Below are 17,475 nucleotides of genomic sequence, written 5' to 3'. Positions count from 1 at the left end.
AGCGGTCGACCAGGTCGGCGGGGCAGGCCTCACCGGCGGCGATCAGCGCCACCGATTCCAATCCTCCGGGGGAGAGTGCGGCTGCCGCTGAGGGGGTTTGGCTCAACACGGTGACGTGCTCGGCGACGAGCAGGGCGTGCAGGTCGGGCGGCGAGCCGGCTATCGCCTCGGGCACCACGACCAGGCGCCCGCCGAACAGCAGGGCGCCCCAGATCTCCCACACGGAGAAGTCGAAGGCGTAGGAATGGCACTGGGTCCACACCTGCGCCGGGGTCAGTTCCAGCCCGACGTCGAGTGAGTCGAAAAGGCGGGTGACGTTGTGATGGGTAGCCGCAACGCCTTTGGGGACGCCGGTGGTGCCCGAGGTGTAGATGATGTGGGCGATGCCGTCGGGGGCCGGGGCCGGTAGTGCGGCACAGGGCTGGGTGGCGATGCGCGGGTCGTCGATGTCGATGACGGTCAGGCCGTGCCCGTGCAGCCGGCAGGCCTGCGCGGCGGTGGTGACCGCGGCAATCGGTGCGGCGTCGGTAACCATGAATTCTATGCGGGTCGCCGGCACCGCCGGGTCGATCGGCAGGTACGCCGCCCCGGTCTTGAGCACGGCCAGGATCGCCGCGATCGCCTCGGCCGACCGGGAGAACAGCAGCGCCACGCACGTGCCCGGGCCAGCGCCGTATCCAACAAGTAAGTGCGCCAACCGGTTCGACGCCTCGTCGAGCTCGCTGTAGGTCATCGAGCGGCCCTCGAAGGTCACCGCCACCGCCTCGGGGTCGCGTTCCACCTGGGCGGAGAACAGCGCCGGAATCGACACCGGCGCGGCGGGCTTGGTCAATATCGCCCGGTTGCTCCACTCATCCAGGTGAGCGTGCTCCGACTCGTTGACAAGATCGATGGAGAACAACCGTCGTGTTGGGTTGGTGGTCACGATTGACTCTCCACGTCGGTGGTCATGGCCATCAGCGCCCGCTGGAAGCGCTCGATCAATGCCTCGATTGCGGCCGCATCGAACACGTGGCTGTCGTATTCGACGCGCAGGAGCAATTCGCGGTCGGGTCTGGCCTGCATCGTCAGCGGGTAATGGGTGGATTCGGTGCCGGTGAAGTCGGTGATGGCCAATCCGTTGTTGCTCACCAGTGCGGTGGCGTCGATCGGGTAGTTCTCGAACACGAACAGCGTGTCGAACAGTTGGTCGTGCCCGGTGATGCGGTGAATTTCGTTGAGCGCCAGATGCTGATGGTCGAGTGTGTGGTTGTGGGCACTCTGGAGCTGGCCGAGCAGGTCGGCGATGGTGGTGGCCGGTGTGATGGTGGCCCGCACCGGGACCGTGTTGATCATCAGCCCCACAATCGATTCCGCGTCTGCCACCTCGGCGGGCCGTCCCGAGACCGCGGCGCCGAAGACGACGTCACGCCGGCCCGTCATCGACATCAATACCTGTGCCCAGGCGCCCTGAAGCACGGTGTTGACGGTGGTGCGACAGGAGCGGGCCAGCTCGTTGACGGCCTTGGTGGTGTCCTCGGGCACCCGAGCAGAGGCAACGGCTCGCGGTCCCAGCTTGGCCGGGCCCGGCGGTCCGACCAGTGTGGGAATCTCGAACCCGGCCAGCACCTCACGCCAGGCCGCCTCGGCGGCGGGCAGGTCTCGCTCGGCGAGCCAGGTGACAAACCGACGATATGACCCGGCCGCCGGCAGCCGCTGGCCGTAGTAACTGGCGAAGATCTCGTGCAGCAGGATGGGCAATGACCACCCGTCGAGCACGATGTGGTGATTGGTCAGGACGACGCGGTACTGTTCGCGCGCGGTACGGATCAGAGCGACCCGAAAAGCCGGCGAGACCTTGAGGTCGCATACCGCGGCGCGCTCGGCGGCGCATATTTGCCGGACCCGCTCATCGATGTCCGTATCGAATTCCAAGTATTGCCAAGGTATTTGGGGATCGGATGGGATGATTTGTACCGGCTGGTCGAATTTACTGCAGAATCGGGCGGCCAGGTTGGGGTGACGGGCGACGACGGCGTTCACGGCATCGTGCAGGCGATCGGGGTGGAGCGGGCCGGCGACGGTGATGTCGAGTTGCATTGCGTACAGGTCGTTGTCGCTGTTCTGCCGGGCGGAGTGGAACAGCAGTCCCTGCTGGAGAGGGGTGAGCGGCAGGATGTCGGCGATCCGGTACTGCCGCTGCAGTTCGTCGATCTGCCTTTGGGTGAGGTGGGCGGGGGAGACGTCGGAGGGGGTGATACCGCCGCCGCCGCGTTGGACGTGGGCACAGATGCCCGCCAGCGCCTCGAACCACAGCTGGCTGAGCCGGGCGACCCGGGTGTGATCGAGCGCCGAAGGCGCCCAGGTCCAGTCGGCGTGCAGGTGGGGGCCGGTGGCCGTGTCGACAGTGCCGGCATTGAGGTCCAGGGTGTGCGCCAGCGGCATGGGCACCGCCGCCGCGGAGGTGGAGATCGCCAGACCATCCTGGCTGATCCGCCACAGATCGACGGCCACCTCGGCCGCGCCCAGCCGCCCGAAATAGTTGAACCCGATCGTCGGATCGGACCCGGGGAGTGCGACATCGGTGTTGAGGTAGCGCAGCAGACCGTAGGTCAGGCCGTCGGGCAGGCCGCGCAGTTGTTCCTTGGCCCGCTTGACGATTGGGCCGACGGCAGCGTCACCGGCCACCAGCTGCGTCCAGCGCAGCCCATCGACCGCCAGCGACACCGGGTACTTGGTGGTGAACCAGCCCACGGTGCGGGACAGGTCGACATCAGGGGCCAGGTCCTCGTACCGGCCGTGGCCCTCGACGTCGATCCCGATCGACGCGCCACCCCTCGAGCCCGAGAACTCGGACCACGCCAACCCGAAGGCGATCAGCAGGATGTCTTGGATGCCAGCACGAAAGGCCGCGGGAACCTCACCGAGCAGCAGGCGGGTGGTCTCGGTGTCCAGCGAAACCGCCAGGTGTCCCGCGCTGGCGTAGGTGTCAGTCTCGGGTTCCGGAGGGGGCAGGGCGGCCGGGGTCGCCGCGACCTGTTGCCAGGTGCCGGCAAGATCCACCACCGCAGGCTGGTGGGCGTGCTCGGCGAGTAGTGCCGCCCAGCGCTGGAATGGAGTCCCGCCCGCGGGCAGTGCGACCGGCTGGCCGCTACGGTGTTGAGCCCAGGCGATGTTGAGATCTTCCAACAGGATTCGCCAGGACACTGCGTCCACAGCGAGATGGTGGATGATCAGCGCCAGCTGACCGGTGTCGGCCATCCACAGCGCGCTCAGCATCACCCCGCCGGCGGGGTCTAGGCGCGACCGGGCATCCGCCACTGCGGCCTCGGTCAACACCTCGACGCCGTGCAGGCACCCCCCGGCATCCACCGCACCGGCCTCGCGCACGGCCAGCGTCCACTCGCCGGCATCGCCATCGGCGACGTGCAGCCGCAGCATGGCGTGGCGGTCCAGCAGGGCTTGCAGGACCACCACCACGTCGGCCTGGGTGACCCCGGGCGGCGCCTGTATCAGCATGGTTTGGTTGAACTGATCGACGGGGCCGTCGATGTTGTGCAGCCAGCGCATGATTGGGGTGGGCGTGATCGGCCCGATGCCGCCATCCACAACGGCGCCAAGGCCCTCGGTGACGTGGGCTACGCGGGCAAGTCGGGCCACGGTCTGTTCGACGAAGATGTCGCGCGGGCGGCACGCGAGGCCGGCGGCGCGGGCGCGGGCGACCACCTGCATCGACGAAATGCTGTCGCCGCCAAGGTCGAAGAAGGAGTCGTCCACCCCTACGTGCTCGAGTCCCAGGACCTGGGCGTAGACGCCCGCGAGGATTTCCTCGACGGCGTCGGTCGGGGCGCGGTAGTGATCGACCTTGGAGTAGTCGGGCGCCGGAAGGGCGCGGGTGTCGAGTTTCTTGTTGGCTGTCAGGGGCAGCACGTCCAATGCGAGAACGGCAGCGGGCACCATGTAGCCGGGCAGCCGCTCAGCCAGGGCGGCACGGGCGGCGACCGGGTCGGCGGTGCCGGTGATGTAGCCGACCAGCCGTTTGTCGCCGGGGTGGTCTTCGCGGGCGATGACGGCGGCGTGGTCGACGCCGTCGAGCGCGGCCAGGGCCATTCGGATTTCGCCGAGTTCGACGCGGTAACCGCGAATCTTGACCTGTTCGTCGGCGCGCCCCAGGTAGTGCAGTTGCCCGTCGCGGCCCCAGCGCACCAGATCCCCGGTGCGATACATGCGCGCCCCGGGGCCTCCGAACGGGCAGGCCACAAATCGAGCCGCGGTCAGCCCCGCCCGGCGCAGATAGCCGACGCCTACGCCGCGACCGGCGACGTACAGCTCGCCGACTACCCCCGGCGGTACCTGAAGCAACGACTCGTCCAGGACGAACAACGCCGCCCCCGGCACCGGCGCACCGATGGGCACGGTCCCCGACCCGGCGGTCAACGGCGCACTGATCGCGACGCACATCGTCGTCTCGCTCGGGCCGTAGGCATTGATCATCACTCGCCCGGGCGCCCATCGATCAACCACTTCGGGGGCGCAAGCCTCACCGACCACCACCAGCGCCGCCGCCTCCAAACCTTCGGGCGACAACACACCTGCCGCAGAAGGGGTCTGCGTGAGCACATCGATTTGCCCGGTGACCAGTGCGTCGTGGAAGTCGGTCGGTGACGTTGTCACGTCTTCGCTCACCACCACCACCCGCCCACCACGCAGGAGGGCGCCGAAGATCTCCCACACCGAGACGTCGAAGGCCAAGGAATGGCACTGCGGCCAAACGCCTGTTGGGGGTAGGCCGGCGTCCAGTGACTCGAGTAGTTGCGTGACGTTGTGATGACTGATGGCAACACCTTTGGGCACACCGGTGGTGCCGGAGGTGTAGATGAGGTACGCGATGTCGTCGGGGGCCGGCGCAGGCAGTGGTGTGCGGGGTTGGGCGTCCATGGCGACGTCGCTCACGTCGAGGACCGTCAACTCGTGCCCGTCCAGCCGCGGCCGCAGGTCTGTGGTGGTGATCGCGGCGATCGGCGCGGCATCGGCGAGCATGAATTCGACCCGCGCCTGCGGTAGCGCCGGGTCGATCGGTAGATAAGCCGCCCCGGTCTTGAGCACCGATAAGATCGCGATGATGGCCTCGGCCGAGCGAGAGAACAGCAGCGCCACGCTCTCACCAGGACCTGCCCCATATCCAGTCAGGAAGTGCGCCAACCGGTTCGACGCCACCTCCAGTTCGCGGTAGGTCCAGGAGTGCGCCCCGTCGCTGATCGCGACCGCGTCGGGGTTGCGCGTCACGCGTCCGGCAAACAGCGCTGGTATCGAGACCGGCTCGGGCTCGGGCCGGGTCAGGATCGCCCGGTTAGACGTAGTGTCCAGACGGGCGTGCTCTGCAGCGTCCAACACGTCGATCGACGACAACCGGGCCCGCGGATCGGCGGTCATCGCCACCAGGACCCGCTGGAACCGCTCGACGAGCGTGCTGACGGTATCGGGGTCGAACACGTCGGTGCGGAATTCAACCGCGCCCCGAATGCCGTCGGGCGCATTGGCATCGGTCCAGTGTTCGGACAGCGAGAAGGTCAGGTCCATGCGGGCGGTGTGGGTGCCTATCGGCACCTCGGTCACCTGCAGATCACCCAACGCCGACCCGGCGGCAGCCTCGCTGGCGTCCCCCGGCAGGTTCTGCCACGCCAATGCCACCTGAACCAGCGGATGATGGCTCAACGACCGGGTGGGGTTGAGCCGGTCGACGAGCACCTCAAACGGCACGTCTTGATGCTCGAAGGCAAGCAGGCTACGCCGACGCACTTGAGCCAACAACTCGGCAGCGGTTGGATCTCCGGCCACGTCGACCCGCAGCACCAAGGTGTTGACGAAGAAACCCACCAGGTCGTCGAGCGCGGGATCACGACGTCCGGCGATCGGGAAACCCACCGCCACGTCGGAACTCGAGCCGAGCCGCGACAGCAGCACCGCCAAGGCGGTCTGAACCACCATGAAGCTCGTCGCGTTGAAGTCGCGAGCAACCTCGCGTATGCGTCGCTGCAACTCGGGCGGCCAGTCCACGGCCACCTGGGCGCCACGCTGATCAGCCACCGAGGGATAAGGCCGATCCGTCGGCAACTCCAAGCGCTCGGGCAGGTCGACGAGGGCGTCTTCCCAATACTTCAGCTGCGCGGCGATTCGGCTGTCGGTGTCGTCGAGAGCACCGAACTGCGCCCGCTGCCACAGCGTGTAGTCCACGTATTGCAGCGGCAATTCGGGCCAGCCAGGGGCCTGCCCCGCGCAGCGGCTCGCGTACGCCTCGCCGATATCGCGGATCATCGGCGCCAGTGACCACCCGTCAAAAGCGATGTGGTGGACCACGCACACCAGCACATGCTCCTCATCGGCGACACGGAAGAGTTTGGCCCGCAACGGGATTTCGGATTCCAAAGCAAAGGGATGGCGTGCCGCTTCATCGATTGCCTCATCGAGTCGGGCCGGCGGCCATGCGGTGGCGTCGATGACAGCCCAACCAAAATCCGCCCGATCAGCAGAAACGACGAGTTGCTGCGGTATCCCGTCGGGTGCGGGAAATATCGTGCGCAGGCTTTCGTGCCGGGTCACCACGTCGGCCAGCGATGCGTCGAGCGCTTCTGCATCAAGCGTGCCGGCCAGCCTGAGTGCCACTGGAATGTTGTAGACCGCTGAGGGCCCCTGCAACTGGTCGAGAACCCACAGCCGGTTTTGGGTGAACGAGAGTGGAATCACCGCGGGGCGCCGGCACACCACCAACGGCTCACGACGGGAAGCCTCGCCGTCGAGACAGGGTGCCAACTGCGCAACCGTGGGCGCGTCGAACAACGCGCGCACGGCGAGGTCCGCGTCCAGCCCGGTGTTGATGGCGGCAATCAAACGCATCGCCGACAGTGAGTCCCCGCCCAGGTTGAAAAACGAGTCATCGACACCGACCCGCTCGACACCCAGCACCTGGGCGTAGATGCCGGCCAGGATCTCCTCAACGGCGGTGGCGGGGGCACGGTAGTGCTCGGTGGTGTAGTCGGGTGGGGGAAGGGCCCGGGCGTCGAGTTTGCCGTTGACCGTCAGCGGCAGCGCCTGCAACACCACGATCGCCAAGGGGACCATATGACCGGGCAGTCGCTCGGCCAGTGTGGCCCGTGCCGCAGCGGGATCGACTGTCCCTGTGGTCGTTTCGACGATGTATCCGACGAGGCGCTTGTCGCCCGGGCGGTCTTCGCGGGTGATGACCGCGGCCTGTTCGACGCCGTCGAGTTCGGCGAGCGCGGTCTGGACTTCGCCGAGTTCGACTCGGTAGCCGCGGATTTTGACCTGGTCGTCGGCGCGGCCCAGGTAATGCAGTTGCGCGTCGGGACCCCAGCGCACCAGGTCCCCGGTGCGATACATCCGCGCGCCTGGCGCACCGAAGGGGCAGGGCACGAACTGAGCGGCGGTCAGCCCGGGCCGGCCGACATAGCCGACGCCGACGCCGCGTCCGGCCACATAGAGTTCGCCGACCACTCCCGGCGGCACCGGGTGGAGCCATTCGTCGAGAACGAACAATGCCGTTGTCGACACCGGTGCACCGATCGGGACCGTCCCCGAACCCGCCGCCAGCGGGGCGGTGAGCGTTGCGTAGACGGTGGTTTCGGTGGGGCCGTAGGCGTTGATCACCACCCGCTCGGGGGCCCACCGGTCCACCAGCTCGGCCGGGCAGGCCTCGCCTCCGAGCAGCAGCGCAACGGACTCCAGGCCTTGCGGGGAGAGCGTCGCGGCGGCCGACGGAGTCTGGGTGAGCACGGTGACGTGTTCGGCGACGAGCAGGGCGTGGAAGTCTCTCGGTGAGCTCACCACCTGCTCGGGCACCACGACCAGGCGCCCTCCGCCGAGCAGCGCGGCCCAGATCTCCCAGACGGAGAAGTCGAACGCGTAGGAGTGGCACTGCGTCCACACCTGGTCTGCGGGTAGGTGCGCCGACGCTGAATCGACCAGATGGGCCAGGTTGTGATGCGTGATCGCAACCCCTTTGGGTACGCCCGTGGTGCCCGAAGTGTAGATGAGGTAGGCGATATCCTCCGCTACGGACGTGGGTAGCTCGCAGCGGGGTGGAGCGGCCGTGCGGTCGTCGGTGATATCGATGACGGCCAGGGCACATCCGGCCAGCCGTGGGCGCAGCGCGGTGGTGGTAACCGCGACGATCGGCGCGGCGTCGCTCAACATGAATCCGATCCGCTCGTCGGGCAGTGCCGGGTCGATCGCCAGGTACGCCGCGCCGGCCTTGAGCACCGCGAGCATGGCGATGACAGCTTCGGCGGAGCGTTCCAACAGCAGCGCCACACACGAGCCCCGGCCGGCGCCGCAGCCAGATATATTATGCGCCAGGTCATTCGAGGCTTCGTCGAGATCCTGATAGGTGAACGACCGGCCCGCGCAACTGATTGCCACCGCCTGCTGGGAACGGGCCAGCCGGCCGGCGAACAGTTCCGGGATCGACACCGGCCCCGATGGTGGCCCGGTCAGCGCCGCCCGATTGCCCATGTCGTCGAGGCGGCTGCGCTCATCGGGCTCGAGCACGTCGATCGCCGACAATTGGAGCTGTGGATCGGCAATCATCGTCAGGATGATCCGCCGCAGCCGATTGATCAGCGTGTCAACGTTTTCGGCGTCGAACACGTGGGTGTCGTACTCGATGCGGAAGCCGAGTTCGGGGCCGGGTGCGGCCTGCATGGTCAGGGGGTAATGGTTGGCCTCGCGGCCGGTGAACTCGGTAATGATCAGCCCGCCGGCGCCTGCGAACGTGGTGGCGTCGATCGGGTAGTTCTCGTAGACGAACAGGGTGTCGAACAGTTGGTCGTAGCCTGTCGCGCGGTGAATCTCGTTGAGCGCCAGGTGTTGGTGGTCGAGGGTGCGGTTATTGGCGTTGTGGAGTTGGTCGAGCAGGTCAGCGGTGCTGGTGGCCGGCGTGATAGTGGCCCGCACCGGCACGGTGTTGATTAGCAGTCCGACCATGGTTTCAGCGCCGGCCAGCTCGACGGGCCGCCCCGAGACGGCGGTGCCGAAGACGATGTCGCGCTGGCCGGTCATGCCCATCAGCAGTTGCGCCCACGCTGCCTGCAGCACGGTGTTGAGGGTCGTGTGCTTGGAACGTGCCAGCTCGTTCAGCGCCAACGTGGTCTGCTCGGACATCCCGAACGTACGAGTGCCCTTGGGGCCGGGCTTGAGTCGGGCCGGCGGGCCGACCAGGGTGGGGGTGTCGAAGCCGGCGAGCGCCTCGCGCCAGGCTGCCCGGGCGGCCTCGAGGTCTCGCTCGGCCAGCCAGGTGACGAACCGCCGGTACGGGGTGGCGGGCGGCAGCTGCTGCCCCTGGTAGCTGGCGAAGATCTCTTGCAGCAGGATTGGTAGCGACCAGCCGTCGAGCACGATGTGGTGAAAAGTCAACGCGATACGGTGCTGGTCGTCGGCGGTGCGGATCAACGCCACCCGGAAGGCGGGGGCGTCGGTGAGGTCGCAGACCGCGGCTCGCTCAGCGGCGCAGACTCGCCCGAGGTGGTCGTTGACGTCGGAGTCGAATTGGAGGTACTGCCAGAGTATTTCAGGATCGGCAGGAATGATCTGCACCGGTTGATCGAATTGCGGGCAGAATCGGGCGGCCAGGTTGGGGTGGCGCTTGATGACGTTTTGCACCGCGCCGTGCAGCCGGCGGGGGTCCAGTGGGCCGGTGACGGTGATGTCGATCTGCATCGCATACAGGTCACCGAGACCCGCCGCGGTGCCGGCGTGGAACAGCAGTCCCTCCTGGAGGGGGGTGAGCGGCAAGACGTCGGCGACATCGTATTGTGCTTGCAATTCGTCGATTTGGTATTGGGTGAGCCGGGCCGGGGTGATGTCGGAGGGAGTCAGCCCGCCGCCGCCGTGCTGGACATGGGCGCAGATGCCGGTCAGGGCGTCGAACCAGAGTTGGCTGACCCGAGCGATCTGGGTGTGATCCAGTGCCGAGGGTGCCCAGGTCCAGGCGGCGTTGAGGCGCGGCCCGGTGTCGGTGTCGATGGTGCCGGCGTTGAGTTCGGCGGTGTGGGAGAGCGGCACGGGAACCGCGGCGGCAGCGCCGGTGACCCCCAGGCTGTCCTGGCTGGCCCCCCACCGGTCGCCGGACATGTCGGCGGCTGGGCCGCCGAGGCGTCCGAGGTAGTTGAATCCGATGGTGGGGTCGGGCCCGGTCAGGTCGGAGTCGGTGTTGAGGTAGCGCAGCATCCCGTAGGTCAGGGGATGGGGCAAGGCACGCAATTGTTCCTTGAGGCGCTTGACAATTGGACCCAGCACTGGGTCGCCGGTCACCACCTGTTCCCAGCGCAGGCCGCCGACGGTCAGTGCCACGGGATATTTGGCGGTGAACCACCCCACCGTGCGCGACAGGTCGACGTCGTGGCCCAGCTCCTCGTGGCGGCCGTGGCCTTCGACGTCGATGCCGAGGGGCGTGTCGTCGGCGCCGAGAAATTCAATCCAGGCCAGTGCGTAGGCGATCAGCAAGATCTCGTGGATGCCCGTGTGGAAGGCGGCGGGAACCTCGGTGAGCAGTCGGCGGGTGGTCTCGGTGTCCAGCGCCACCGTCAGGTGCCCCGCGCTGGTGTAGGTGTCCTCCGGTCGGGGTCCGGGCAGGGCGGCGCCGACGCTGGTGATGTGTTTCCAGGTATCGGCCTGGTCAATGACCGCACGGGTGTGGGCCAGTTGTTCGAGGATTGCAGCCCAGCGTTGATATGAGGTTCCGCCGGTGAGCAGCGTGATCGGTTGGCCACGGTGGTGTTGAGCCCAGGCAATGCTGAGGTCGTCCAACAGAATCCGCCACGACACCGCATCGACGGCCAGGTGGTGGACGATCAGCACCAACCGACCGGTGGTGGACACCCATACCGCGCTGAGCATGCGTGCGGCGGCGGGGCTCAGCCTCGACCGGGCCTGAGCAAGTGCCTCATCGGTCAACACGTCGACGCTGTGCAGGCACTCACCGGCCTGGACCACCCCGATGTCGGGCACCGTGAGCGCGCGCCCTTCGGTGCCGTCGTCGTCGACTCGTAGTCGCAGCATCGGGTGGTGGTCGATCAAAGCTTGCAGGACGGCGAGCACGTCGGTGGGGGTGACCCCGGACGGTGCTTGGAGCGAGATGGTTTGGTTGAACTGGTCGACGGGGCCGTCGATGTCGAACAACCAGCGCATGATCGGGGTGGGCGTGATCGGCCCGATGCCCTCGTCGATGACCGCGTCGTGACCGTCAGTGATACCGGCGATGCGGGCCAGCCGGGCCACGGTTTGTTCGACGAAGATGTCGCGGGGGCGACAGCTGAGCCCGGCATCGCGGGCGTGGGCCACCACCTGCATCGACAAGATGCTGTCGCCACCGAGGTCGAAGAATGAGTCGTCGATGCCGACCCGCTCCAAACCGAGCACCTGGGCGTAGATGCCCGCCAGGATTTCTTCGACCGGTGTAGCGGGGGCGCGGTAGTGCTCGGTGGTGTAGTCGGGTGCGGGCAGGGCGCGGCTGTCCAGTTTGCCGTTTACCGTCATAGGCAGCGCGTCCACCGCGACGATCGCGGCGGGCACCAAGAACCCGGGGAGCCGGTCCGCCAGTGCAGCGCGTGCTTCAGCGGGATCGACCGCGCCGGTGATTGTTTCGGTGATATAGCCGACCAGCCGTTTGTCACCTGGGCGGTCTTCGCGGGTGATGACCGCGGCGTGCTCAACGCCCTCGACGGCGGCCAGTGCGGTCTGGATCTCACCGAGTTCGATGCGGTAGCCGCGGATTTTGACTTGCTGGTCGGCGCGGCCAAGGTAGTCCAGTTGTCCGTCGGGTCGCCAGCGCACCAGATCCCCGCTGCGATACATTCGCATGCCCGGCGGACCGAAGGGGCAGGCCACGAACCGTGACGCGGTCAACCCTGCCCGGTCGATATAGCCGACGCCGACGCCGCGGCCGGCCACATACAGTTCGCCGACGACTCCGGGCGGTACCCGGTGCAGCCACGGATCGAGAACGAACAACGCCGTCCCGGGCACCGGCACACCGATGGGAACCACCGCACCGTGCGAGGTCAGCTGGGCGCTGATGGCGGCATAGATCGTGGTTTCGGTGGGGCCGTAGCCGTTGACCATCACCCGTCCGGGCGCCCACCGGTCCACCACCTCGGGTGGGCAGGCCTCCCCGGCGGCCATCAGCGCCACCGCCTCCAGCCCGTGCGGTGACAGCGCCGCGAGCGCGGAGGGGGTCTGGCTGAACACGGTGACCTGTTCGGCGATCAGCAGCGCGTGCAGGTCCTCGGGGGAGCGGGTCACCTGGTCGGGCACCACCACCAGCCGCCCGCCAGACAGCAGCGCGCCCCAGATCTCCCACACTGAGAAGTCGAACGCGTAGGAGTGGCATTGGGTCCACACCTGCTCCGGCCCCAACCTGATCCCCACCTGCAGGCCGTCGAACAGTCGGGTGATGTTGTGGTGGGTGACCGCGACACCTTTGGGCACCCCGGTCGTGCCCGAGGTGTAAATAATGTGGGCGATATCCCCGGGCGCGGGGGCCGGCAAGCCCGTGTTGGGTCGGGCATCGATGCGGGAGTCGTCGATCTCGAGGACCGCCAAGTCGCGCTCGCTCAACCGGGGGCGTAGCGCGGTGGTGGTCAGCACGGCGATCGGTACGGCGTCGGTGACCAGGAAGGCAATCCGCTCATCGGGAACCATGGGGTCGATCGGCAGGTAGGCCGCCCCCGTCTTGAGCACCGCCACGATCGCAACGATGGCCTCGGCCGAACGGGCGAACAGCAGCGCCACGCACGCGCCCGGACCAGCACCGTAGTCGATCAGCAGGTGGGCTAACCGGTTTGACGCCTCGTCGAGTTCGCGGTAGGTCCAGGAGCGCTGCCCGCAGCGCAGCGCCACCGCTTCCGGGGTGCGCGCCACCTGCTCGGCGAACAACGCCGGGATCGAGACCGCCCTAGTCGGCTGGGTCAGTGCCGCGCGGTGGCCCAGCACATCAAGCCGCACACGCTCATCGGAGTCGAGCACGTCGATCGACGACAGTGCCGCCTGCGGATCGGCGGTCATCGCCACCAACACCCGCTGCAACCGCCCGATCAGCGAGGCGACGGTGCGCAGCTCGAAGACGTCGGCGCGGAACTCCACCGTCCCCGAAATCCCATCCGGTTCAGAGGAACCGGTGAAGCGTTCGCCCAGATTGAACGTCAAATCCATGCGGGCGGTGTGGGTGGCGATCGGCATCTGCGCGACCTGCAGATCACCCAACGCCAACCCGGCACCCGGGTCTGCCGTGCTTCCGTGCAGGTTCTGCCAGGCCAACATCACCTGCACCAACGGATGATGGGTCAGCGACCGCGCCGGATTAAGCCGCTCAACGAGCACCTCAAACGGCACATCTCGATGCTCAAGAGCGGCAAGTGCTTTCAGGCGGACCTGTGTCAGCAGCTCCGCCACCGTGGGATCGCCGGACAGGTCCACTCGCAGCGGCAGGGTGTTGACGAAGAACCCGACCAAATCGTCGAGCGCCGGGTCATCACGTCCGGCGGTCGGAAAACCCAGAACCACATCCGAACTCGAGCCAAGGCGGGACAGCAACACGGCCAATCCGGCCTGGATCACCATGAAACTGGTCGCGTCGCACTCGCGGGCCACAGCGCGCACCCGCTGCTGCAACTCCGCGGGCCACTCCACCGCCACGGTGGCACCGCGCTGGTCGGCCAGCGGCGGGTATGGCCGATCCGTTGGCAACTCCACGCGCTCAGGCATCCCGGCCAGCGCATCCTCCCAATACGCCAGCTGCGCGGCGATCGGACTATCGCCGTCATCAAGATCACCGAACTGGGCCCGCTGCCACAGCGTGTAATCCACATACTGCACCGGCAACCCGACCCAATCCGGGGCAAGGCCCTGCTGCCGCGCCCGATACGCAGCGCTGATATCCCGCACCATCGGTGCCAGTGACAGCCCGTCAAAGGCGATATGGTGCACCACAATTCCCACCACGTAGTGCTCCGGGCCGACCGAATAGATCTGCACACGGATCGGGATGTCGCTCGACAGATCGAACTGATGCCTGGCCAGCGACCTCAACTCGCCGGCCACATCCTGTTCGGCCAATGGCACTACCGCGGCATCCCCGCGTTGCCACATCCCGCTTCGGGGCGCCAGCACCCGTTGGAACGAAACGCCGTCTAGGTCGGGGAAAACGGTGCGTAAGGACTCGTGACGGGCAACGACGTCGTCGAGGGCGGCGCAAAGAGCCTCGACATTGAGGGGCCCGCTAATCCGGAACGCGGTCGGCATGTTGTAAGGTGTTGCGCCGTCGTGTAATTGCTCGAGGAACCACAGTCTGCTCTGGGCGAACGACAACGGAACCGTCGCGGGACGCTCGACGGCCACCAGTGGCTCGCGTCCGGGTCCACCTTCAATGAGCCGGGGCGCGAGCAGCGCCACCGTGGGCGCGTCGAACAAGGTGCGCAACGAGAGGCTGGCGTCCATAGACTTGTTGATCGCCGCGACCAGGCGCATCGCCGACAGCGAATCCCCGCCCAGTTCAAAAAATGACTCGTCGATCCCGACCCGTTCGGCGCCGAGCACTTGGGCGTAGATGACGGTCAGGATCTCCTCGGTGGGGTTGGTGGGGGCGCGGTAACGATCGGCATCGCCGTATTCAGGTGCCGGTAGAGCGCGGGTGTCGAGTTTGCCGTTGACCGTCATCGGCATCGCCTGCAGCACCACCAGAGCGGCGGGCACCATATAGCCGGGTAGGTGCTCGCCCAACATCTTCCGCAGATCAGCGGGATCAACAGCCCCGGCAACGGTTTCGGTGACATAACCGATCAGACGCTTGTCGCCCGGGCGGTCCTCGCGCACGATCACCGCGGCCCGTTCGATGCCGTCCAGTTCGGCCAGGGCGGCCTGGATCTCGCCGAGTTCGATCCGATACCCGCGGACTTTGACTTGCTGGTCGGCGCGGCCAAGGTAATCCAGTTGCCCGTCGCGGCGCCAGCGCACCAGATCCCCGCTGCGATACATCCGCGTTCCCGGCGGACCGAAGGGGCAGGCCACAAACCGCGACGCGGTCAATCCGGCCCGGCGCCAATATCCCACGCCCACACCACGGCCGGCGATATATAACTCACCGATCACATCAACGGGCACCGGACGCAGCCACCGGTCGAGGACGAATAACGCCGCTCCGGGGACGGGCGCGCCGATCGGCGGTGCACCCGTCCCGGCGGTCAGCGGCGCGCTCCTCGACGCACACACTGTGGTCTCGGTGGGGCCGTAGCCGTTGACCATCACCCGTCCAGGCGCCCAACGATCGACGATCTCGGCGGGGCAGGGCTCACCGGCCACCAATAGCGCCGCACATCCCAAACCCTCGGGAAGCAACTCGGCCACCGCCGAGGGGGTTTGGCTCACGACGCTGACCTGTTCGGTGACCAGCAGGGCTTGGAAGTCTTCCGGTGAGTGCGCGAGCGACTCGGGCGCCACCACCAACCGCCCGCCGAACAACAGCGCACTCCAGATCTCTTCAACCGACGCGTCGAAGGCCAACGAGTGCCATTGCGCCCACACTTGTCCCGGCAGGTGCGAATTCAGCGAAGCCAGCAGCTGAGTTACGTTGTGGTGCGTGACCGCAACGCCTTTGGGCACGCCAGTGGTGCCCGAAGTGTAGATGATGTACGCGATGTCATCGGGTGAGGGTAACGGCAACGCGGTGCTGGGTCGGGCGTCGACAGCGGGGTCGTTGATGTCGATGACCACGTGGTCGTACCCGTCCAGCCGCGACCGCAGCCCCGCGGTGGTCACCACGGCAATCGGGGTGGCGTCACCCAACATGAACTCGATGCGGGAACGGGGATGCATCGGATCGATCGGCAGATAGGCCGCGCCGGTCTTGAGCACCGCGAGCATCGCGATGACGGCCTCAGGCGACCGAGGGAGCAGCAATGCGACACACCCGCCCGGACCCGCACGATGTTCAGTCAGCAGATGCGCCAACCGGTTAGCGGCCTCATCGAGCTCGCCATAGGTCATCGATCGGCCCGCGAACCTCACCGCCACGGCCTCGGGAGCGCGCTTCACCTGCGCGGCGAATGACTCCGGAATCGAAACCGGTTGGCGGGGTGGCTGGGCGAGCACCGCGCGATTGCCCCACTCATCAGGCCGGCCGTACTCATCGGCGCTGAACGGATCGACCGACGACAGCTTCCGCCCCGGGTCGACCGTCATCGCCACCAAGACGTCTTGCAGCCGTTCCGCTAGGTCTGCGAGATCGAGGTGTGAAAATGGTTGGCCGGCGCCCTCCGTGCCGAACAAGAGCTCGTCACCGACGGCAGAGAAGAACAAGCCGAAGCCGTCGGTAAGCCCAGAGTTGGTGAATGACGCCGACGCCGCGAGGCCACCGAAGTCCAAGGTGAACGCGGACGGAAGAAAGTTGACGCTCACTCTCCGGCCCGGCTGGCTCCAGCCGGACAAGCGAGCTTTGCGTTCCAGGGCTTGCACCGGAAAGCGCTGGTGTTGCAGGGCTTCCCGAATTCGGATGTCAACATGGTGACAGAACTCGGCGACCGTTGCGTCCGGCGAGATCGTCAGGAGCAGCGGCACGACCCCCGAAAACACCCCGGGGAGTGTCTTCGCCTCCGGATCCACTCGCCTACTCACCGGGAAGTCGAGCACGACCTCTGAGCCTTGGGCGCACCAGCCGTGTACCAGTAGTGCGCACGCCGCGGTGACGACCGATGAACGAGGCATGTCGCGCGCTTGGGATAACTCTTGTACCCGGCGGAGGACCACCGGGTCCAGGCGAACCGGCGCAGAGGCACCACGTTCGCTCGCGTCCTGAGGGAACCAGTGATCCAGTCCGCTTTCCGATGGCAGGTTTTGCGTCCAATACGCCTGATCCTCTAGGTAATCGGCCGACGCTTCGTACTCTGCCTCGCACCTGACCAAGTCCTCGAGGGAGCCGAACAACGGGGGCGGCAAGGGTGCGCCTGAGACAACCGCGGAGTAAATCGTGGCGATCCGGTGGCCGACCAGCGCAATACCCGAGGCGTCCACGACGATGTGGTGGCAGCATGTGAACCAATAGAATTCGTCGGGCCGCAGCTGAAATAGCGCGAACCTGAACAGTGGTCCCGTGAGCGGCATCGGCGTGCGCTGAATCGACGACGCTATCTCGTAGGCCTCGTGCAGGGGATCATGTGAGCCGCTCAGATCGTGGACAACGAGTTCAATTTCCGGATCGTCAATAGTCCTCTGGAGAACCTGGCCGTGCTCTTCAAAGAACGTGGCCCTGACCGGCTCAGCCTCCCGCAGCGCTCGGCGGATCGCCCACTCGAATGGCTCTCGCTGCAGCCGGCCCTCGATTTTCGCGAAGAGGCCAAGCTGCCACTCCGTAGTGAAGCGACCTGTCTCCTGCGCGAGCCATATGTCCAACTGCCCGGGCGTCAGGGGAAGCGCCAGGCCATCACGTTCCAT

The 17,475-nt window shown here is 66.9% G+C and carries 2 protein-coding genes (1 of these 2 running past the window's edge); both read right to left on the bottom strand.

Annotation, left to right across the window (positions count from 1 at the left end):
- Positions 1 to 925, bottom strand: the beginning of a protein-coding gene (locus G6N51_RS17445; RefSeq protein WP_167528589.1) for a non-ribosomal peptide synthetase. The gene continues 15,668 nt to the left of window position 1, outside the view; 925 of the gene's 16,593 nt are visible here — the first part of the coding sequence; it begins with the start codon at positions 923 to 925; its stop codon lies beyond the left edge, outside the window.
- Entirely contained in the window at positions 922 to 17,475 is a 16,554-nt protein-coding gene (locus tag G6N51_RS17440) for a non-ribosomal peptide synthetase (RefSeq protein WP_142275223.1), read from the bottom strand. Before G6N51_RS17440 ends, G6N51_RS17445 begins: the two co-directional genes overlap by 4 nt.

It is taken from the genome of Mycobacterium paraseoulense, from assembly GCF_010731655.1.
Lineage (GTDB): Bacteria > Actinomycetota > Actinomycetes > Mycobacteriales > Mycobacteriaceae > Mycobacterium > Mycobacterium paraseoulense.
Note: the sequence above shows the minus strand (reverse complement) of the source record. Positions and strands in the feature narration are given on the sequence as shown.